18 protein-coding genes, 1 tRNA gene and 2 pseudogenes are annotated in these 19,772 nt (G+C 63.8%); 8 read left to right on the forward strand and 13 right to left on the reverse strand.

The window, feature by feature from the left end:
* The first annotated feature begins 29 nt into the window (after positions 1-29).
* A complete protein-coding gene (gene pyk, locus LDO86_RS08570; RefSeq protein ID WP_043425225.1) occupies positions 30-1,526 on the forward strand; it encodes a pyruvate kinase in 1,497 nt (498 codons plus the stop codon).
* A gap of 126 nt (positions 1,527-1,652) precedes the next feature.
* Here pyk and LDO86_RS08575 read toward each other — a convergent pair whose 3' ends face one another.
* Positions 1,653-2,258: a response regulator gene (locus tag LDO86_RS08575; protein ID WP_009358190.1), complete on the reverse strand. Its 606-nt coding sequence runs from the start codon at positions 2,256-2,258 to the stop codon at positions 1,653-1,655.
* 201 nt (positions 2,259-2,459) lie between these two features.
* Here LDO86_RS08575 and LDO86_RS08580 point away from each other — a divergent pair.
* Positions 2,460-2,541, forward strand: a tRNA-Leu gene (locus LDO86_RS08580).
* Between the two features lie 903 nt (positions 2,542-3,444).
* Here LDO86_RS08580 and LDO86_RS08585 read toward each other — a convergent pair.
* From LDO86_RS08585 to LDO86_RS08630, 10 genes and pseudogenes are all read right to left on the reverse strand, one after another.
* Positions 3,445-3,633: a hypothetical protein gene (locus LDO86_RS08585; protein WP_018763842.1), complete on the reverse strand. Its 189-nt coding sequence runs from the start codon at positions 3,631-3,633 to the stop codon at positions 3,445-3,447.
* 455 nt (positions 3,634-4,088) lie between these two features.
* Positions 4,089-4,597, reverse strand: a pseudogene (locus tag LDO86_RS20260) (flavin reductase family protein).
* A 15-nt stretch (positions 4,598-4,612) separates the two neighbouring features.
* Positions 4,613-4,918: a hypothetical protein gene (locus LDO86_RS08595; protein WP_018770794.1), complete on the reverse strand. Its 306-nt coding sequence runs from the start codon at positions 4,916-4,918 to the stop codon at positions 4,613-4,615.
* Between the two features lie 112 nt (positions 4,919-5,030).
* The gene (locus LDO86_RS08600) at positions 5,031-5,519 is read right to left on the reverse strand and encodes a DUF1097 domain-containing protein (protein ID WP_018770795.1); all 489 of its coding nucleotides are present in this window, start codon (positions 5,517-5,519) and stop codon (positions 5,031-5,033) included.
* 185 nt (positions 5,520-5,704) lie between these two features.
* Complete coding sequence (locus LDO86_RS08605) at positions 5,705-6,982, reverse strand: amidohydrolase family protein (RefSeq protein ID WP_018770796.1); 1,278 nt, start codon at positions 6,980-6,982, stop codon at positions 5,705-5,707.
* A gap of 44 nt (positions 6,983-7,026) precedes the next feature.
* A complete protein-coding gene (locus LDO86_RS08610; RefSeq protein ID WP_018770797.1) occupies positions 7,027-7,935 on the reverse strand; it encodes an alpha/beta hydrolase in 909 nt (302 codons plus the stop codon).
* Positions 7,932-8,804, reverse strand: coding sequence for a fumarylacetoacetate hydrolase family protein (locus tag LDO86_RS08615; protein WP_018770798.1), 873 nt, complete (start codon positions 8,802-8,804; stop codon positions 7,932-7,934). The genes LDO86_RS08610 and LDO86_RS08615 overlap by 4 nt, the downstream gene beginning before the upstream one ends.
* Before the next feature lie 133 nt (positions 8,805-8,937).
* The gene (locus LDO86_RS08620; protein ID WP_018770799.1) at positions 8,938-9,579 is read right to left on the reverse strand and encodes a GntR family transcriptional regulator; all 642 of its coding nucleotides are present in this window, start codon (positions 9,577-9,579) and stop codon (positions 8,938-8,940) included.
* 12 nt (positions 9,580-9,591) lie between these two features.
* Positions 9,592-11,010, reverse strand: a complete 1,419-nt coding sequence (locus tag LDO86_RS08625; RefSeq protein ID WP_018770800.1) for a DHA2 family efflux MFS transporter permease subunit — start codon at positions 11,008-11,010, stop codon at positions 9,592-9,594.
* 85 nt (positions 11,011-11,095) lie between these two features.
* A pseudogene (locus LDO86_RS08630) lies at positions 11,096-11,514 on the reverse strand (cupin domain-containing protein).
* Positions 11,515-11,661: 147 nt separating this feature from the next.
* Here LDO86_RS08630 and LDO86_RS08635 point away from each other — a divergent pair.
* Genes LDO86_RS08635 through LDO86_RS08660 form a run of 6 tightly spaced genes read left to right on the forward strand, consistent with a single transcriptional unit; the run spans position 11,662 to position 17,138 of the window.
* Positions 11,662-12,297: a GntR family transcriptional regulator gene (locus tag LDO86_RS08635; RefSeq protein WP_018770801.1), complete on the forward strand. Its 636-nt coding sequence runs from the start codon at positions 11,662-11,664 to the stop codon at positions 12,295-12,297.
* 43 nt (positions 12,298-12,340) lie between these two features.
* Positions 12,341-13,054 (forward strand): SDR family oxidoreductase, encoded by a 714-nt coding sequence (locus tag LDO86_RS08640; RefSeq protein WP_018770802.1) that lies wholly within the window; start codon positions 12,341-12,343, stop codon positions 13,052-13,054.
* Positions 13,055-13,097: 43 nt separating this feature from the next.
* Complete coding sequence (locus tag LDO86_RS08645; RefSeq protein ID WP_224084423.1) at positions 13,098-14,171, forward strand: SDR family oxidoreductase; 1,074 nt, start codon at positions 13,098-13,100, stop codon at positions 14,169-14,171.
* Complete coding sequence (locus LDO86_RS08650; protein WP_018770804.1) at positions 14,171-15,391, forward strand: MFS transporter; 1,221 nt, start codon at positions 14,171-14,173, stop codon at positions 15,389-15,391. Before LDO86_RS08645 ends, LDO86_RS08650 begins: the two co-directional genes overlap by 1 nt.
* Positions 15,388-16,167: an aldo/keto reductase gene (locus LDO86_RS08655; RefSeq protein WP_018770805.1), complete on the forward strand. Its 780-nt coding sequence runs from the start codon at positions 15,388-15,390 to the stop codon at positions 16,165-16,167. Before LDO86_RS08650 ends, LDO86_RS08655 begins: the two co-directional genes overlap by 4 nt.
* 23 nt (positions 16,168-16,190) lie before the next feature.
* Positions 16,191-17,138, forward strand: coding sequence for an aldo/keto reductase (locus tag LDO86_RS08660; protein WP_018770806.1), 948 nt, complete (start codon positions 16,191-16,193; stop codon positions 17,136-17,138).
* Between the two features lie 656 nt (positions 17,139-17,794).
* On the opposite strand, the gene LDO86_RS08665 is transcribed toward LDO86_RS08660, so the two are convergent.
* Together LDO86_RS08665 and aceB are read right to left on the reverse strand one after the other, a co-directional pair.
* Positions 17,795-18,040, reverse strand: coding sequence for a hypothetical protein (locus LDO86_RS08665; protein ID WP_018770807.1), 246 nt, complete (start codon positions 18,038-18,040; stop codon positions 17,795-17,797).
* Positions 18,041-18,105: 65 nt separating this feature from the next.
* Positions 18,106-19,758 carry a malate synthase A gene (aceB, locus tag LDO86_RS08670; RefSeq protein WP_224084424.1) on the reverse strand — a complete coding sequence of 551 codons (1,653 nt, stop codon included), beginning with the start codon at positions 19,756-19,758 and terminating at the stop codon, positions 18,106-18,108.
* Positions 19,759-19,772 lie beyond the last annotated feature (14 nt).

Below are 19,772 nucleotides of genomic sequence, written 5' to 3' on the forward strand. Positions count from 1 at the left end.
CCAATGCAAGAGACCAATAGGGTAGGTATATGAGACGCGCAAAAATTGTGGCTACGTTTGGCCCGGCAATTGCCAGCTACGAAAACACCCTCGCGGTGCTGGAAGCCGGCGTTGACGTCGCCCGCATGAACATGAGCCACGGCGACTACTCCGTGCATGACAACACCTACGAGAACGTCCGCAAGGCAGCATCCGACCTTGGCAAGGCCGTGGCCATCATGGCCGACCTGCAGGGCCCCAAGATCCGCCTGGGCCGTTTCGTCGACGGTCCGCACGCCCTGGCCGTAGGTGACGTCTTCACCATCACTACCGAAGACGTTCCCGGTACCCGGGAGATCTGCTCCACCACGCTGAAGAGCCTCACCGAGGACGTCAAGGTGGGCGATGCCCTGCTGATCGACGACGGCAAGGTGGCCCTGCGTGCCACGGCGGTGGACGACGTCAAGGTGGTCACCGAGGTGACCGTTGGCGGCATGGTGTCCAACAACAAGGGCATCAACCTTCCCGGCGTGGCCGTGAACGTGCCCGCGCTGAGCGAGAAGGACGAGGACGATCTCCGCTGGGCGCTGCGCCGCGGCGTAGACCTGGTGGCGCTGTCGTTCGTGCGTGACGCTACGGACATCGCCCGCGTCCACGAGATCATGGACGAGGAAGGCCGCCGCGTACCGGTCATCGCCAAGATCGAAAAGCCGCAGGCCGTTGAGCAGCTGCCCGAGATCATCGACGCCTTCGACGCCATCATGGTGGCCCGTGGCGACCTGGGCGTGGAGCTTCCGCTGGAGGAAGTGCCGATCGTGCAGAAGCGCGCCATTGAACTGGCACGCCGCTGGGCCAAGCCGGTCATCGTGGCCACCCAGGTCCTTGAGTCCATGATCGACAACCCGCGCCCCACCCGTGCAGAGGCTTCCGACTGCGCCAACGCCGTCCTGGACGGTGCTGACGCCGTCATGCTGTCCGGTGAGACCAGCGTGGGCAAGTACCCGATCGAGACGGTCAAGACCATGGCCCGGATCATCGAATCCACCGAGGTCCACGGCCTGGAGCGCGTCCCCCCGCTGGGGACCAAGCCCAGGACCCGTGGTGGCGCCATCACCCGTGCCGCCGTCGAAATCGCCGACCAACTGGACGCCAAGTACATCTGTGCGTTCACCCAGTCCGGTGACTCGGCCCGCCGGCTCTCCCGTCTGCGGCCCATCAAGCCGGTCTTCGCGTTCACCCCGGTGGAGCAGGTCTGGAACCAGATGGCGCTGACCTGGGGCATCCAGCCGGTGCTTGTCCAGATGGTTGACCACACCGACGCCATGACGGCCCAGGTGGACCGCAGCCTTGAGGAAATGGGACTTGTGGAAGACGGTGACCTGGTGGTCATCGCCGCCGGTTCGCCTCCCGGAAAGGCGGGTTCCACCAACTCGCTGAAGGTGCACAAGGTGGGCGACCTCGCCGACTCCACGCGCGCCGGAGACGTCGCCAGCAACAAGGAAAAGCTCGGCCCGTGGCCGGAAAAGAAGAAGAAGGCCCAGGCCTAGTCTTAAGACACAGCGAAGGACCCCTGCCGGTTGGCAGGGGTCCTTTGCTTTGGTGCTGTGCGCGTTAGGGTACTTTACGCGTAGGGCCGGGCCGCCGTCGGAAACTCTTCGGGCCCGGCCGGCGCGTTAGTTGACCTGGTTGATGATGGTCTCTGCAACCTCGCGCATGCTAAGGCGGCGGTCCATCGAGGTCTTCTGGATCCAGCGGAAGGCTTCGGGTTCGGTCAGGCCCATCTTGGTGGTCAGCAGGCTCTTGGCGCGTTCCACGAGCTTGCGGGTGGCGAACTGCTCCTGCAGGTCGGACACCTCGCTCTCGAGGGCCTTGATTTCCTCGTGGCGAGAGAGTGCGATCTCCAGCGCCGGGATGAGGTCCGCGGGGGTGAAGGGCTTGACGACGTAGGCCATGGCGCCGGCGTCGCGGGCACGCTCCACCAGTTCCTTCTGGCTGAAGGCGGTCAGCAGCACCACGGGGGCGATACGGGCCTTGACGATCTTTTCGGCCGCAGAAATGCCGTCCATGACGGGCATCTTGACGTCCATGAGGACCAGGTCCGGCTTGAGTTCCTCGGCGAGCTGGACGGCCTTCTCGCCATTGTCCGCCTCACCCACGACATCGTAACCTTCGCCGCGCAGGATCTCGATGATGTCGAGGCGGATGAGGGTTTCATCCTCTGCCACAATGACGCGGCGCGCCGGCTGGGACGTGGGCTTGGACTCCGTCTGTTCAGTCACGGGATCTCCTTGAAAAGGTACGGCGGGACATCACTATCTTAGGTGCCACCGCTGCTGTACTTGGTTTGCAGGGTTCGTTTGCGGCGACGGCGGCGCGATTCTGGAATTCAGCCTATCTGCATGTAGAGTAATTCCGCGTACGTGAAGCGATCGCGTTGCTCACAGTCAGCTGTGAGCGTACTTTGGCTCCGCGTAATCCGCGCCCGAGTGGCGGAATTGGCAGACGCGCCGCACTCAAAATGCGGTATCGAAAGGTGTGTGGGTTCGAGTCCCACCTCGGGCACAGTGTTTTCCCTCGTCAGGGGCTTTTTTGCTTTGACGTCTTGACAAAGCTTGTTTCGCGTCGCTCTGGCGGGTGGGTCGCGGGCTGGTGCCTGGCCGCCGCGGGGCCTGTTCAGGTGTGTGGGGTGGCGGGTTCAAGTCCCTAGCTGGTGGGCCTTCCGCCTGCTGTGGTGCGGTTAGATGCTTCCTCGTTTCGGTTCTGTGTGGTGGGCGTGGTTGCCCAACACCTATTCATGGTCCGAGGTGGCGGGTACAACATGACGTAGCCGCCGTTGGTACGGCAATTTTCTTGAAGGGCTCCTTGCAACCGCCGCCGGAGCCGTATGCGCTCGATTTGTCCTGCCAAATTGGGTGTGGACAGTGTCCACACTTACGTCTGCTTTATGAGAGTCCCTGCTGGCTAGGAGCACGGAAGGGCATGTCGGATCAAGGGCCCCAGGTGCCGCCCTGACTGCGGCGGGGAACGGCCCAGTGAAGAACAGAAGGATAAAGGCGAAGCAGGCTTGGCTGCAGGTCGCACAAAATTGTGGGGGAGCGGGCCACTACGACGCCCAGGAACGGGCTCGGCCTTCTGACACACCGAGTGCTTGGACCAAGCGCCGGGGATTGGGCCTACGGTCGTCCCGGCTCGAGAGACTCCGCGTTGCAGTTTGCAGTGATCGGGACCCGGCGGGGTCAACGTTGCGCTAAGACAGAAGTGGCAGGGTTCGATCTAAGAGCTTTTCCAAGACAACGTGGGAAATGAACGACCACACCTCATTCAAGCCCTGCCTGACGTGCGGCCTTACGTCAACTTAGGGTCTAACTCCATCTTGGAGCCGGCCCTAGCGGGGAAGGGGAAAGCCCTCGACCGGAGTCGGTCGAGGGCCTTCCTCACGTCCAGACTTGTGGAGGAGATGGAGGTCTACGGCTTGGAATTATGCGCCTGGATCCCGCTGTGGGGAGTCTCGGCGAGCAGGTGCTCGCCCTTCAGCACTTCGGGGTCTGCCGGAGCGACGGTGGCACGTCCGCCCCGGCTGCCGGTCTCGGGGAGTGTGAAGTAAACGACGAGGCAGAGGGCGACGATGGCGATCATGTATACCGCGACGAACATGGGCTGTCCGGCGCCGACGAACGCGGCGGCGATCAGTGGTGCGGTGCCGCCAAAGACGGCGATGACGATCTGGTGTGCGAAGCCGATTCCGGAGACCCGGACAGAGGCCGGGAACAGCTCGGCCTGGATTGTCGGGTAACTGACCGAATACGAAGTGACATACCTGACCCTTCACGTCGCCCGGATGGTCGAAGCCTTCCGGCTTCGCTGACATCCGACGACCCAGGAGACGTTGTGAGGGTGGGGTGTGCTCCACACGCGGGAGCGTCCCATTTTAGTTGATCCGTCGTTGGCATTTAGTTGACGTTTCCGGCGATGCTGATGGCACAGGCATTCAGGCCGGCTTCCATCGTGTGGACCATCGTGCCCCTGCCTTTCCCTCCGGCGGCGTCCGGTGCCCTGGCCTAGTGCGAGGTGAATGCATTTCAAGCTGCTGCGCGCGGACGCAAAGGGCCTTAGCGGGGGAGGAGTCCCGCGAATTCATGGTTTTGGAAGACCAAGGGATCTTTGGCGTTCCCGGTGTTGAGGCCCAGGACCCTGGCCAGGACAAAGGCGTGGTCCCCGATGGGCGTGACGTTCTCGATTTGGCATTCCAAGGCCGCGACTGCGCCTGCGACCAGTGGGGCACCGTATGCTCCTTGGATCCAGAAGCTGTCATCGAAGCGGTCCGCGTCCTTTTACCCAGCTTGCGGCAGAACTGCGCCTGTGTTGATGCAAGAGCGCTGATGCCCAGCACGGTGGCCTTGTTGAGTTGTGGCCAGCTGGAAGACTCGTGGCCGATGAAGAAGCCGACCACGCACGGGTCCAGGGAGATAAAGACGAACGATCCGACGATCATTGCGGCACGGTCACCGGTGAGTTCAGACTGTCCGGCGACGACGGCGACGCTGGTGGGCACCATGGACATGGTGTCCCGCACGTGGGTGGGATCGAGAGTGCCGGGCCGTTCGGTAACGATAGTCATGGCTGCCTCCTTCGGTTACCGGTGTTGCTGGATGTAGTAGAGCTGCTCGGCGTCAATCCACACTTCGTATCCGTCGAGTTTGTCGATGAGGATGCGTGAGTCGACGCCTTCGGGTGCGAGCCACAGCATTCGGGAGTCGGGGGTGGCATCTTCGATGCGCGCGGTTCTGACGTATGTGCCGTTTCGGCGGATTTCCACTGTTGCTGTTGTCGGGAGATGGAACCAGTCATCGAGCCGGTAGGACTGTGGCGGGTGGGGGGTGAAGGTTCTGCGTTCGATCGGGAAGGACCCGGCCGCAGCATGGGCTGTTGGTGCGTTCATCACGGTTCCTCAGGTGGCGGCGGGCAGGGGTGGGGTCAGGTGCCACCGACCGCCGGGGAGCTGGCCGGTGGCACCTGAGAGGGGTTGGCGGGTCGAGCAGGCTTGCTGTGGTTCAGGCGACGGGTTGCGTGTCCGCGACCGGGACGGATGCCTGGTCCTTTTTAGCCGTGGTGAGGAGCCCCGCGGTGTATTCGGAGAGCCACCCAAGGCAGGCGCCGACGATTAAGGCCAGACAGGTGCCGGCCACGTCGAAGGTGGCGCCAAAGTAGGCGGCGCATCCGGCAAACGCTCCGGGGATGAAGCCCAGGAGGCTCCAGCGGGCCTGGACGCACATGGCGAACGCTGCGACGGCGACGGAGATGCCGAGCGCGCCGGGGATGGGGAGGTTCGCCGCTCCCCAGACGATGATGGCGCCCCAGAGGACTCCGGAGAGGTTGGCAGGGATCGTTTTGAGGAGTGCGGCGCGTTTTCCGCCGGCTGCGAAGAAGCATGCCCAGGAGAGGAATCCGACCCAGGTTATAAGGCCCAAGGGTGTGCTGAATTGGGTCCAGAGCCCGGCGAGGATGCCGGCGGTGATTCCGATGATGACGAGGGGCTTCATGGGTAGTTCCTTAGGGTCAAAATGGCGTCATTGTCTTTTTGAAAAGGAAAGCTGAGGGAGTGTGAATGTGCAGGCTTCGCTGAAGTGCGCAGAACGCGGAGCGGGTGTTAGCTCTTTCGGGTGCGGGTGAATCTGGCGGTACGGCCCCGGCAAGGACGCCGGGGCCGTACTACGTGGGGAGTGTTTTAGAGGTGGGTCAGGGCGAGGTCGGCGGGGTCCGCGTTGTCGGGAGTCGCAGGCGTGGGTTCCACCGGTGCGCGGTGAAACTCGCCGTTCTTCATCACTGCGGTGATCTTGTTGATGTCCTGCAGGATGGTGATGTCTTCGAGCGGGTTGCCGTCGACGAGGATCATGTCGGCGTAGAAGCCGGGCAGGACCTTGCCGAGTTCGTTGGGCTTTTCGAAGAGTTCCCCGCCGAGGGCGGTGGCAGCGATGATGGCTTCCATTTCGGTGTAGCCGAAGAGCTTCACGAAGTGGTCCAGGTCCCGGGCGTACGTTCCGCGGGGCGTCCAGGCGAAGCCGTAGTCTCCGCCGGGCAGCACGCGGATGCCGCGGCGGCGCATCTCCTGCATTGCCTTGACGGCGATGTCGAGTTCGCGGGCGTAGCCGGCCTGTTCGGCCGCCTCGTGGGAGTAGCCGAACGCTTCGGCGTCTTGGAGCGTTGCGACCAGCCAGTTGATGGCAGGGGCGACGAAGACGCGGTCCTTGGCGGCCTCGAGGAGGTCCATGCCTTCGTCATCAATGTAGGAGGCGTGGTAGATCATGTCGACGCCGGTTTTCAGGGAAATGAGCACAGAGTCGCGGCTGCGGGCGTGGGTGCAGACGCGCACGTGCCGGCGGTGCGCCTCGTCGACGGCGACCTGGAGTTCTTCTTCGGTGATGTAGGTGTCGGTGGCTGCCTTGGTGCCGGTGATTTCCTCACCGGAGATGCTGAGTTTGATCTGGTCCACGCCCAGTCCGATGGTTTCACGAACCACTTTGCGCATTTCCTCCACGCCGTCGGCGATCTGGGTGATGCCGGGCACGAGGTCCCCTGCGGTGGTCGCGATTTCCTGGCCGTTGGCCAGGTAGCGGGGGCCTGGGATCCGGCCGGCGTTGATGGCGTCGCGTACGACGACATCGAGCCGCTTCTTGGCGCTGGCCGCGCCGAAGCACATGGTGTACCCGTAGTCGATGTAGTACTTGGCTGACTCGACGGTGTGCAGCAGGTGTTCCTCGACGTTCATGGTTTCGAGGCTGTTGAGGTCCCCATCGTTCCAGGTGAAGTGGGTGTGTGCGTCGCACAGGCCCGACATCAGGGTCTGGCCGCGGCCGTCGATGACCCGGGCGCCTTCGCGGGGCAGGTTGCCCGTGCCGGGACGGACGTCGGTGATGCGCTCATCGATGACGAGCACTTCGCCGAGGAAGGGCTGGGCGCCGGTGCTGTCGAGGATGTTGACGTTGGTGAAGAGGGTTTTCGACATGACTTCGTTGTCCTTATCTTGAGATGGAGACGGTGGTGCGGTTGTTAGGGGGCTTTGCGGATCTGCATGGTGATGGTCTGCTGTCGGCGCGACTGGCAGCCGGGGCTGGGGCTGCTGCAGGCGCACGTCTTCTTCGTCTCCGGTTTGAGCGTGGAGTCGGTGAGGAAGTCCAGGACCGCGGCGGTGACGAAGTCCGGCGCCTCGGGGACGGTCCAGTGGCCGGTGCCCGGGGCGACCAGGAGTTCGGCCTGGCCCAGCTCCGCGGCGATGGCCTCGTTGGCGGCCGGGGTGCTGACTTTGTCTTCGCTGCCGGTGAGCAGCAGGACTTTGGACTGGATCCTGGCCAGGTCCGGGTTGGTGGCGGCCGCGAGGGCTTCGCAGGCCTGGGCGTAGGCTTTCGGGTCCTGGCCCAGGAGCAGTTCGCGGACGAAGGGGCGCACCAGCGGGTTCGCCAGTGCTGCGTGGTCGGCGGTGGCGGCGTTGGCGACGGTGTCAGCGACCGCGGCCATGCCCTTTTCGCGGACGAGGGCCGCGCGTGCCCGGGTGGCGTCCTTGGCCGCCTGGGCCTGTTCCCGGACCGGGCCGAGCAGGACTATTTCCCGGACCAGGTCAGGGCGGGTTGAGGCCAGCTGCTGGGCGATGAGGGTTCCCATCGAGTGGGCGACGAGGTGGGCGCGGCCTGAGGTGGTCTGGGTTTCGATGACCAGGGCCAGTTCAGCGGTCAGGGATCCCAGGCTCAGTTCGTCTTCGCGGGGCGAGCGTCCGTGCCCGGCAAAGTCGTAGCGGGTGACGCGGAACCGTTCGGCCAGTGAGGCGACGAGGGGTTCGTAGAAGCTGGTGGTGCCGCCCAATCCGTGGACCAGGACAACATCATCGCCGGTGCCTGTGGTTTCGACGAACAGGTGTTTCGTTCCGACTGCTGTCAGTCCTGCGGGGATGGTCGCGGTGCTCATCGGCCTTCTCCGATCCGGTTCCGCAGCGTGCCGAGCTTGCTGATGGTGATCTCCACGACGTCTCCGCTGGTCAGGAACCGCGGCGGAGTGAAGCCGATGCCGACGCCGACCGGGGTGCCGGTCGCGATGATGTCCCCAGGCTGGAGCGTGATGCCGGCGCTGATCGTTTCGATGATGGTGGGGATGTCGAAGATCAGGTCTGCTGTCGTGGCCTTCTGGCGGGTTTCACCGTTGACGGTGCAGAGCAGGTCCAGGGGACCGTCGCCGACTTCATCGCGGGTTACGGCCCAGGGGCCCATGGGGCAGTGGGTGTCGAGGCTCTTGCCCAGGAACCACTGCTTGTGGTCTTTCTGCAGGTCACGGGCGGTAACGTCGTTGATGATCGTGTAACCCCAGACGTGGTCCAGCGCATCCGCCTTGCTGATGCCCCGGCCGCCCGCGCCGATAATGACACCGAGCTCGGCTTCGTAGTCCAGTTCGGAGGTGACGCCGGTGTGCGGGTCAACGTCGGCGTTGGTGCCAATGACGGTAGAAGGTGCTTTGGTGAACACCACCGGGTATTCCGGTTGCGCGGTGGCGCTGGCGGTGGCGTCATAGCCGGAGTTGGCGAACTCTTTGGCGTGTTCGACGTAGTTGCGGCCCACGCAGAAGATGTTGCGGCGGGGGAGCGGGATCGGGGCCAGCAGCTCAATCTCGGTCGCGGGGATTGCTTCGCCGGTCACGGCGGCGAGCTGGGCCGCGGCGCTGTCCCAACTGTCGATGAGCGAAAGCAGGTCCTGCCCGCCCGGTACTGCAGTCACCGTAGAGGCGTCCTCGTTGAGGACGCCGGTCCGCTGGGTGCCGTTGTGGCGGAAAGTAACGAGTTTCAAAGTGATTCCCCTTCGAATCGATTATCGATAATTGATGGGTCGACTCTACACGATCGTGACTGGCATCACAAACGATTATCGATAATTTTTTATTGGGTGGGGTGCGGGCCCTTCCGGGGGAGGAGGAAGGGGCCTATTCCTGGGGGAGGATGGAGTACTCGTGCTGGTGTTCGATGACGAGCTTGGTGCAGAGGTCCGGTGTGCCGCTCTCGAAGGCTTCCAGGATCGGGACGTGGGCTTCGGCCGCTGTGTGCAGGTCGACGTGGCCGCGCACGACGGTGGCCATGGTGCGGGCCTCGACATACAGGGAATCCCAGATCTCCAGCATCAGCCGGTTCCCGGTCGCAACCACAACAGCCCGGTGGAAGTCGGTACTGTACTTGGCGATGCCGTGGGCATCGTTCGTCGCCGCGGCCTCACGCATGCCGGCCAGGGCCTCCCGCAGCGGGGTCGGGTCGGCATGCAGTGCCGGATATGCGGCGGCGGCGGCGGTTCCCTCCAGCGCGAGGCGGACGAAGTAGACTTCGGCGAGGTCATCCTGGGAGGCGGACCGGACGAAGGTTCCGCGGCGGGGGATGTTTTCGACCAGCCGCGTGGAGGACAGCTCCCGCAGGGCCTCGCGGACCGGCGCTTGGCTGACGCCGAATTCTTTGGCGAGCTGGAGCTCCACGAGGCGCATACCGGGAGGGTAGGTGCCGTCAACGACCCTGTCCACGATGGTGCGCTTGACCTTTTCCGAGAGGCTCTCGTTCTCAAATGCTGCTGATACCGCCATTTCCCCAGTCTTTCATGATGCTCTCGTGGCGCCCGTCCGTTCAGGCCGTTTCGGGGCATGTTCTGGATCTCGCGGTGCGGGCTTGGGGTCCCTGAAGGCCAGGCTGGGGACAATGGCCAGCGCTGCCAGGGCCGCGGCGAGGAGAAAGGCGCCAGCATATCCGGAACCGGGGCCGTTGGTGCCGTTCAAGGCATTGAGGGCAGCAGCGGCGGCGGCTACGCCGACCGCCATGCCGATCTGCCGGGCCATATTCACGATTGTCGAACCGTCGGCCAGCTCCGGACCGTGCAGTCCGGTGACGGTAGCCGTCTGCAGCGGGACGATGGTTGTGCCGAAACCCGCACCCGCAACCAGAATCGCGGCTGCCGTCAGCCACCCCGGCGTTGCCTGGCCCGCCAGTGACAGGGCACCCGCTCCCGCTGCCATGAGACCCAACCCTGCAGCCAGCGGCGCACGCGGGCCCGTGCGCCGGGTAAGGCGCGTGGTGACCGGGGTGGCCAGCAGGATGCCGACGGCATGCAGGGCTGTCATGAATCCGCTGTCCAGCGGGGACATCCCGCTGTGGCCCTGGAGATACAGCGGGAGCAGGAACAGTAGCGCCCCATAGGACAGGGCGGTCAGGAGGAAGGCGAGGTTGCTGCTCCAGATCTCCCGCTTGACGAGCAGCCGGACATTGAGCAGGGGATCTTCGCGGCGGAGCTGCCGCACGGCGAATCCGGCCAGGAGCAGCACTGCGGTGGCGATGGCGATCAGGGGCAGAGCGGCGGGGTATCCGTTCTCGGCTTCGGTAAGACCCAGCACCAAAAGCACAAGGCCGGCCGAGACAAGTACAAGGCCAACGCCGTCGAACCGGGCACCGGGGGTGGCCGGCCGCTGCGCCGGCAAACGCAGGCCGGTCAGAATGGCGGCGAGGGCGATGGGCACGTTAAGCCAGAAGACGCACCGCCAGCCGATGTCCTGCACAAACCACCCACCGATCAGCGGGCCCAGGACCGGGGCGAGGGCCGCCGGCACCGAAATGAGCGCGGAGGCCTTCGCCCGCTGGTCGGAGGGGAACGCGGCGAAAAGCATGGCCATGCCGATCGGGAGGATCAAACCTCCGCCCAGACCCTGTAGAGCCCGGAACGCGATGAGGACCGGCAGGGACCATGCCAAGGCAGTGAGGGCCGAGGCCATCCCGAAGATTCCCAGCGCGATCAGGAATGCCCGGCCCTGGCCCATACGGCGGCTGATCCAGCCACTCATCGGCAGTGACACCGCGATCGCCAAAAGATAGGAGGTGATCACCCACTGGACCGGCCCGGGGCCGGCGTCAAACTCCTCCTGAAGGGTAGGCACCGCGATATTGACCACGGTGGTATCCAGCAGGTCCATGACGACAGCCAGGGTCACGGCCACGGCCGTCAGCCGGGAAATGCTTCTTTCAGACATGAGCTCGGCGTTCCTTTCGGATCGGGATCCGCATTGTCGGACGTTGATCCGCCGCAGGCGTCCGACCGTTTCGATGTGTGGTCAGTTATTCGGGATCGGATTTTGTGGTCTGCACAGTGCCGTGCGGGTGTTCCGGTGGTGAATAGATCGAGTAGAGCTAAGGGGGACAGCGCCGACGGCTGTGACGTTGTGCCAGGTTCCGGCCGGAACAAAGATCGCATCGCCGTCCCGAGCGTCCCATTCATGGATCAGGTTCCCGGCTGCCGGACCCATCTGGACCTTGCCCTGTCCGCTCTCCACCCGCAGGAACTGGTCCACGTCCTGGTGCACTTCCAGTCCGATGTCGTCCGCCGGGGCAATGGCCATGACGGTGAGCTGTAGCCGGCCGCCCGTCCAGATTGTCCTTCGGTAGTCATCGTTGGCCTCCGTAGCACTCTCGATGTCCAGGACATAAGGCGCGGGACCATGGTCGGTGAGCGTGGGATCGATCTCTTCTTTAGTCACAAATCAATTATCCATTATCGATAATGTAGTATCTAGGTTGGTAAGGCTTATCTAAGGGAAGTAAGCAACAAATGACAGTGACAGCGGGGGAGTCCACCGTGAAGGATCCGGACTCCTCTTCCGGCGGCCCCCCTGGTTGCCACGCCCTTGCGCGTCCGCGTCCGCGACCACATCGCGGCCAGGATCGTGGACGGGACCTATGTCCCGGGCCAGCGCCTGACAGAACTGGAGATAGCCCGGAGCCTGGGCACCAGCCAGACACCTGCGCGGGAGGCGCTGCGGGACCTTGCGGGCATGGGCTTTGTAGAGTCCGAACCCAACAAGGGCTGCCGCGTTCGGGAACTGGACAGCGAGGACCTGCGACAGGCCCACCCCGTCCGGGCCGCCCTCGAGGAAATCGCCGGACATTCCGCTGCACGTCATCTGAAGGGCAAGACAACGGACTTGGCCAGCGCGCTGGATGGAATGCGGGCCGCACAGGAAAACGGCGATCTCATCGGGCTGTGCTTCCACAGCACACGCTTCCATCGCCACATCGTTGAAAGCGCCGGCAACGATGCACTCACCCGGGCCTGGAACGCCCTGGGAATCGAAATGCTCACCCTCGTAGGCGCCGCCCACGACCAGGTGGGCTTCCCCAACTCGGTGGAAGAACACGCCGCAATCATGGCAGCCCTCGAAGCGGGTCAAGCCGCCGCGGCGGCCCGCCTATTGAAAAACCATGCCTGGTCATACGTCACCAGGGATCCGGGTTCCACCGGCGCCCTGTGCACCACCCCGTAACTGACCAATTTGCCTTCGCGGCCCGAACCCATAGGACATCAGCATGAGCACCTCGCAGACAGTACTGATCATCGGCGGAACCTCCGGCATAGGTCGCGACACCGCGAAACTGCTGGCATCACGCGGTGACGCGGTAATCGTTGCCGGCCGCACGCAATCCCGCGCGCAGGCCACGGCCCGGGACATTGGCGGCGGCGCCGTCGGCCTCGAGATTGACCTCACTGACATGGACAGCATCCGGGCAGCCGCTGCGGCAACAGGCCCCATCGACCACATGGTCCTCTCCGCCGCCGCCCTGGACTATGCCCCCTTCCGGGAACTTGCCATCGACGACGCCCGGAACGTCTTCGAAGCAAAATTCTGGGGTTACTACCGCGCCGTCCAGGTCTTCGGGCCGTTGCTGCCGGACACCGGCAGCATCACTTTCTTCTCCGGCGTCGCCGCCGACCGCCCCGCGCCCGGCACGGTCGCCGTGACAGCAGTGAATGCCGCCGTCGAAGGCCTCACCCGCTCTCTCGCCGTCGAACTAGCTCCCGTGCGGGTTAACGCCGTCAGCCCGGGCATGACCGACACCGAGGGCTGGTCCCACCTCCCCGACGACCAAAAGGCAGCAGCTTTTGAACAGCAGGCCATATCCTTGCCGACCGGCCGCATCGGACGTCCTGAGGATCTCGCCTCTACAGTCCTGCACCTGATCGATAACGGCTTCACGACCGGAACAATCCACCACGTTGACGGCGGAGCCCGCCTTGTCTGAGCAGCACCTCAGGGATCCGGACCAGCCCCGCCGGAAGGGCAGCGTGCTTGTTGCCGGGGCCGGGGGAGTGATCGGACGGCATGCCGCCGATGAGTATGCACGTCAGGGCTGGCAGGTTCGCGGCATCAGCCGGCGCCCCGTCCAGGGCGCCGGCTGGGACCACTTGTCGGTAGATCTCAGCGATCCCGCAGCCTCCGCTTCAGGTCTGGCTGAGGCCGAAGACACAACGCATCTGGTCTTCGGCGCTTACGCCGAGCGCCCGACGTCCCGGGAACTTTCAGAGACCAACGTCGGATTGCTGCGCAATACCCTTGATGGCCTTTACAGCGCCGGTGCCCCACTGCGTCACGTCACCCTGTATCAGGGCGGAAAGCCCTACGGGGCGCATCTGGGTTACTTCAACACACCGGCCAAGGAGCGGGACCCGCGCCTCGTGCAGCCGAACTTTTACTACGACCAGGAGGACCTGCTGCGTCAAACCGCAGCGGAGCGCGGCTTTGACCTGACCATCCTGCGTCCCGAAGGGGTAGTCGGCTACGCTGTCGGCAACCCAATGAACCTGCTGATGGTAATCGCCGTCTACGCCAGCATCTGTCGTGAACTGGGCCAGCCGCTACGATTTCCCGGCACGATTGCCGCCTTTGACGCCCTCTATCAGGTCACCGATGCAGGGCTGCTTGCCCGGGCCACAGTATGGGCGGGCTCGGATCCACAGGCCGCCGGCGAAGTCTTCAACATCACCAACGGTGACCAGTTCCGTTGGCGCCAGCTGTGGCCGGCCTTCGCCCGTCACCTCTGCATGGATTACGCCGAACCCCAGCCGGTGCCCCTGGCTGAGGCGATGCCTCAGCTCAAAAACGTCTGGGAGCGGCTGGTGGCCCGGCACTCGTTGGTCCCGACTCCGTATGAAGACCTGGTCGGATGGGAATTCGGCGACTTCCTGCTGCGGTCCGGGTTCGACAACGTCTCCTCCACCATTAAGGCCCGGCAGGCCGGCTTCACCGACTGCCTCGACAGCGAAGACCGGTTCCTGGAACTCTTCCGTGAACTTGAGGCCGATCGGATCATTCCGCCCGTTGTGCTAAGCAGCCAGTCATCAGAAAGGTACGTGCCCTGATGGGAAATGCGCGGGAATGGTCCTGGGCCGCCAGACTGATCGTTCTCGCGGTCGCCGCAGCTACAGCGGTCAGCGTTATTTACCTGCCACAGGCCATGCTGACGGTGCTGGCGGCTCGTTTTGGCGTGGCCCCGGCAGCGGCCGGTGTCATCGCGACCAGCGTTCAGGCCGGTTACGCCATCGGCATATTCCTGCTGGTTCCCCTCGCTGACCGCGTTCAGCCCCGGCGGCAGGTCACGATTCAGGCGGTTCTCCTTGCCGCGGCCCTTGCGGTAACGGCGGTGCTGCCCGAGATTGTGGGAGTCACATTGGGATTCCTGGCAGTGGGCCTGGTGGCAAACATTGCCCAGATCCTCATCCCGGCCGCGAGCCGGTTAGCCCCCAAAGGGAAGGAGGGCGCTGCCTTGGCAACAGTGGCCGGCGCCCTGCTGATCGGAATTTTTGGCGGCCGGATCATCGCAAGCCTGCTCGTCCAGACCATCGGATGGCGGTGGGTCGTCTTGTCTTTCGCCGCCCTGGTCCTGGCCGTGCTGCCGTTCCTGCGCACTGCCCTGGCCACAGAGCTCGAGCTGCACTCCGCCGGCGGCAATTACCGGCACCTGCTGGCCTCGACCCTTCAGCTGAGCCGGCGGAGCCCTGAACTGATCCAGTCTGCGCTGATGCAGTTCTTCGTGTTCGCCACCTTCAACTCCCTGTGGACGGTCACGGTGCTGCACCTCACCGGACCTGGCTTCGGCTGGAGCGTCCTCTCGGCCGGCCTTTTCGGGGCCGTCGGACTTGCCGCCGGAATCGCTACCCCATTCAGCGGTCGCTTCGTTGACCGTTTCGGGCCCCTTCCGGTCGGTCTCGTGTTCTTGCTGGTCCTGCTCCTGGGCGTGCTGTCGGTGATCATAGATCCCTCGTCGGCCGTCCTGTTTGGTGCGAGCATGTTCGTCATCACCTGGGCCAACCAGACAATCCTCTCCGCTAACCAGGCCCGGACCCTGGCGGCGAACCCGTTCCAATCAGCCCAGGCCAACACGGTCTTCATGTTCGCAGTGTTCCTGGGCGGCTCAGCCGGAGCCTTTACGGGCACGGTCGCCTTCAGCGCCGGAGGGATGCCCCTCGTCGGCGTGCAGGCTGGCGCCTTCGTTCTCATAGCCCTCGTTATCTGGTTCGCGTCCGCAACGCACCAGAAACGCACCACACCAAACCCTGGCAAGAAAAGGATCACAGCATGACCACCGCAGGAAGCATCCAGCTGAATACCGGAGCGAGCATCCCACCGGTCGGATACGGATGCTGGCAGACCGCCCGCGCCGATATTGCCGCCGCCGCGCGCGCCGGATACCGCGCCTTTGACACCGCAACCTTCTACGCGAACGAACAGGCCGTAGGTCAGGGCATCCGCGACGCAGGGCTAACCCCCGAAGACGTCTTCCTCACCACCAAGGTATGGCGCGCCGACATGGGCTACGCTCAAACCCTGAAAGCGTTCGACACCTCACGCCGCCTGCTCGATGCCGACGTCATCGACCTCTATCTCATCCACTGGCCCCAGCCCGACTCCCGACTGGTCGCCGAAACCTGGCGGGCCATGGAAAAGCTCCTGGAACGCGGAACCGTCCGCTCCATCGGTGTTTCAAACTTCGAAGCCGCCGATCTTGACCTCCTGGCCCAGCACTCGGACGTCACCCCTGCGGTAAACCAGATCGAACTAAACCCTCTACGGCAGCGCAAGAGCCTGGTTGCGGAAAATACCGCACGCGGCATCGTCACGACAGCCTGGTCACCGCTGGGTCAGGGCGGTCCCGTCCTGCAAAACAAGACACTGCTTCATCTGGCCGAAGACCATGACGTCAGCGTCGCCCAGATCGTCCTTCTCTGGATGCTCCAAAAGCGGATCGTGACAATCCCGCGTTCAACCAATCCCGCACGCATCGTCCAGAACCTCGACTTGAACGGCTTCACCCTAAACACGGCCGAGATGGAAGCCATCGACGCGCTCTCCGACTGACCCCGACACCTCAAGGACATCTCATGCCTACCGTTGGTCATTCCGACCTGACCATCTTTCCGATCGCCCTGGGCGGAAACACCTTCGGGTGGACCTCCAATGAAACAGAGTCCCGCGCTGTCCTGGACGCCTTCACTGAGCAGGGCGGAAACTTCGTCGACACAGCAGACAGCTACTCGGCCTGGGCCGAGGGCAACACCGGAGGGGAATCCGAGACGATCATCGGAGACTGGATGGCACGGCGCTCCAACAGGTCTCAGGTCATCATCGGAACGAAAGTCAGCCAGCACCCCGGTTTTCCAGGCCTGTCCCGGAAGAACATCGTGGCAGCCTCCGAAGCATCCCTGCGACGGCTAGGCAGCGACTACATCGACCTCTACTATGCGCACTTCGATGACGAGACCACTCCTCTGGAGGAGACCGTCGGAGCCTTCGATGATCTCGTTATTGCCGGAAAAATCCGTCACGTCGGCCTCTCAAACTACAGCGCGGACCGGATCAGGGAGTGGATCAGGATCGCTGACGAAAACGGCTATGACCGTCCCGTGGCCCTGCAGCCGCACTACAACCTGGTACACAGAACCGGCTTCGAGGGCGAACTCGCTTCACTGGCTGCTGCCAACGGGCTCGGGGTCATCCCCTACTGGTCCCTCGCTAGCGGATTCCTCACCGGCAAATACCGGACCCGTGAAGACCTCGTAGGCACACCCCGAGAACGGATGGCAGGCAGTTACTTCAGTACCGAAGGCTTGCGGGTCATCTCCGTCCTCGACGACATCGCACAGGAGAGAGGCACCACTATTGCGACAGCAGCTCTCGCATGGCTCCTCACCCGACCCAATATCGCCGCCCCAATCGCCAGCGCCCGCACCGCGGAACAGTTGCCCGACCTCATGGCAGCAGCCTCCCTGACCCTCACGGAACTGGAAATCCAACGCCTCGACGAGATGTCCTCCCTCATTCCGGCCTGATAAACAAAAGGGAGCGTTTCGCGGCCTGGTCGTGGCCCCGCCCGGCGGCTAGACGCAGGGCGGGGCAGTTTGGACTGGGAGAGCTTGAGCAGAAACCGTCACGATATCGGCCGGAAGTAGCCCTACCGAGCACTCCCTTGTCTGTTTTCAAAGGCTGATAATGCAGATTCCGTCAATTAGCCGAAAGGTGCGTGCCGGTACCCTGCGAGGTTTCCTGATGTCGTTCGATGAGCCAACGTTTGCGTCAGAATTGCGTGCAAATCCGCTTCACTGACAGCCGCTCAACTGTTCTCAGAGATCCCACACTGACAGTTCGAGGGGCAGGAAGCTGAGGGGTGAACCCGCCAAGCCATAAGTGAAATAGCCGAAGTGTGGGGTTTGACTGTAACCAGTGGGGGCTGGCCCCGCCATGCCAACTCTGGCGGTCCTGCACCTGTCTGGCAAGCAGCCTGGGACTCCACCGCAGGCGAATCAGTCCTAATCAGGCGCTATAACGTTGGGTTGAGGTGTAGCTCATCAGGGGCGCACTCCGATCTCATGAGCCTCTTGGGTTAATCGACGTTTAGAGAGCCTGCCGAACAAAGAAAGGTGTTTTGCGGCGCATTCATATGGTTTACCTATTTCATGCATTCACCAGGCACCAAGTTCCTCGAGGTCTACTGACGTGATTCATGTATCGTGCCGCATGGCACTTTCTCATCAACGCGGACGGTGTATTTGTCATAGTCGCGTTGTATCACGGCAATGCCCTGTCCCCGCTCTAGGGCGCCGGGTATGAGCACATTGACGGCACGGTTGAGCTGTTCATCCCTGCTTGCGGACTCCTTCACGATCACTTCAAGGGAAAGCGGAAGCACCGAGTTCGACATAAGGTCCGAGCCGAGAAGCGGAGCATTGGACACAATTTCTCCTTTGCTGGACGGACCACACGGCCACGGTCCATGGTTCGTTGAAGTGTGATTTCCTGCTATGCCGCGGCGAGTTCCTCGACGGTGGCCTTTTCGCGGGCCTCGGTCAGGTAGCGGGCGTAGGCGGGGAGGGTGAGGAAGGAAGGGAACTCACGGCTGAGGGTGACTTCCTCGAAGATGTCCCGGGCGTCCTCGAAGCGGTCGCCGTCGAAGCGCTCCAGCCGGGCGAATTCCTCGTCCAGGAGTTCCTCCACCCATTCGTGGCTGATGATCTCGCCGTGGTCCGTGATGGCCCGGGCGTAGATCCACTGCCACAGCTGGGACCGGGAGATCTCGGCGGTGGCGGCGTCCTCCATCAGGTTGTGGATGGCTACGCCGCCGTTGCCGCGCAGCCAGGACTCGATGTAGCGGATGCCCACTTCGATGTTGTTCCGAATGCCCTGCTCGGTGATGGTGCCGGTGGTGGCAGCGACGTTGATCAGGGCGCGGTCATCGGGGGTGACGTCCTCGCGGAGCCGGTCCAGCTGGTTGGGCTTGCTGCCGAGGACGCCGTCGAACACTTCGCGGCAGACGGGCACCAGGTCGGGGTGGGCCACCCAGGAGCCGTCGAACCCGTCGTTGGCCTCGCGGGTCTTGTCCGCACGGACCTTTTCGAGGGCGTTGGCGTTGGCTTCGGGGTCCTTGCGGTTGGGAACGGCTGCGGCCATGCCGCCGATGGCCATGGCACCGCGCTTGTGGCAGGCCCGGACCAGCTGTTCGGTGTAGGCGCGCATGAACGGCTGCGTCATGGTGACCTGGCCGCGGTCCGGGAGGACGAAGCGGGGGCCGCGGGTGCGGAAGTTCTTGATCAGGGAGAAGATGTAGTCCCAGCGGCCGGCGTTCAGGCCCGAGGCGTGGTCGCGGAGTTCGTAGAGGATCTCCTCCATTTCGAACGCTGCGGTGATGGTTTCGATCAGCACGGTGGCGCGGATGGTGCCCTGCGGGATGCCGAGCAGGTCCTGGGCCAGGATGAAGATGTCGTTCCACAGCCGGGCTTCGAGGTGGTTCTCGATCTTGGGCAGGTAGAAGTAGGGGCCCTTGCCCTGGGCGAGGAGGCGGCGGGCGTTGTGGAAGAAGAACAGGCCAAAGTCCACGATGCCGCCGGCGATGGGCTGGCCGTCGATGAGCATGTGCTTTTCCGGCAGGTGCCAGCCGCGGGGGCGGACCACAATGGTGGGCAGGTCGCCGTCCGCCTTCAGCTTGTATTCCTTGCCTTCTTCGGTGGTGAAGTCGATCCGGCGTTCCAGGGCGTCGGTGAGGTTCAGCTGGCCCTTGATGACGTTCCGCCAGGTGGGGGTGGAGGAGTCTTCCATGTCAGCAAGCCAGACCTTGGCGCCGGAGTTCAGGGCGTTGATGGTCATCTTCTTGTCCACCGGGCCGGTGATCTCCACACGGCGGTCCTCCAGGCCGGGCGCCGGGGGAGCGACGCGCCAGGACGGGTCGTTGCGGATGTGCTCGGTCTCGCGCAGGAACCGCGGATCCTGCCACGCCGCTATCGCGGCCCGGCGTGCGGGACGGGCCGCAAGCAGCTCCTGCCTACGCTGAGCAGTAGCCCGGTGCAGCTCGGCCAGAAACCTCAGGGCCTCCGGCGTCAGCACCTCGTCCTGCCGGCGCACGGGTTGACCGGTGCAGATGATGCCACTCATCGTGAGGCTGTCAGTAAAGCTGTTCATCTTATTCTCCTGGG

The sequence above is a fragment of the Arthrobacter sp. StoSoilB19 genome, assembly GCF_019977275.1.
GTDB lineage: Bacteria > Actinomycetota > Actinomycetes > Actinomycetales > Micrococcaceae > Arthrobacter.

Coding starts and splice junctions, on each gene's coding strand:
- pyk (WP_043425225.1), top strand. CDS start 30: ATGAGACGCGCAAAAATTGTGGCTACGTTTGGCCCGGCAATTGCCAGC.
- LDO86_RS08585 (WP_018763842.1), bottom strand. CDS start 3,633: ATGTTCGTCGCGGTATACATGATCGCCATCGTCGCCCTCTGCCTCGTC.
- LDO86_RS08595 (WP_018770794.1), bottom strand. CDS start 4,918: ATGAACGCACCAACAGCCCATGCTGCGGCCGGGTCCTTCCCGATCGAA.
- LDO86_RS08600 (WP_018770795.1), bottom strand. CDS start 5,519: ATGAAGCCCCTCGTCATCATCGGAATCACCGCCGGCATCCTCGCCGGG.
- LDO86_RS08605 (WP_018770796.1), bottom strand. CDS start 6,982: ATGTCGAAAACCCTCTTCACCAACGTCAACATCCTCGACAGCACCGGC.
- LDO86_RS08610 (WP_018770797.1), bottom strand. CDS start 7,935: ATGAGCACCGCGACCATCCCCGCAGGACTGACAGCAGTCGGAACGAAA.
- LDO86_RS08620 (WP_018770799.1), bottom strand. CDS start 9,579: ATGGCGGTATCAGCAGCATTTGAGAACGAGAGCCTCTCGGAAAAGGTC.
- LDO86_RS08625 (WP_018770800.1), bottom strand. CDS start 11,010: ATGTCTGAAAGAAGCATTTCCCGGCTGACGGCCGTGGCCGTGACCCTG.
- LDO86_RS08640 (WP_018770802.1), top strand. CDS start 12,341: ATGAGCACCTCGCAGACAGTACTGATCATCGGCGGAACCTCCGGCATA.
- LDO86_RS08650 (WP_018770804.1), top strand. CDS start 14,171: ATGGGAAATGCGCGGGAATGGTCCTGGGCCGCCAGACTGATCGTTCTC.
- LDO86_RS08655 (WP_018770805.1), top strand. CDS start 15,388: ATGACCACCGCAGGAAGCATCCAGCTGAATACCGGAGCGAGCATCCCA.
- LDO86_RS08660 (WP_018770806.1), top strand. CDS start 16,191: ATGCCTACCGTTGGTCATTCCGACCTGACCATCTTTCCGATCGCCCTG.
- aceB (WP_224084424.1), bottom strand. CDS start 19,758: ATGAACAGCTTTACTGACAGCCTCACGATGAGTGGCATCATCTGCACC.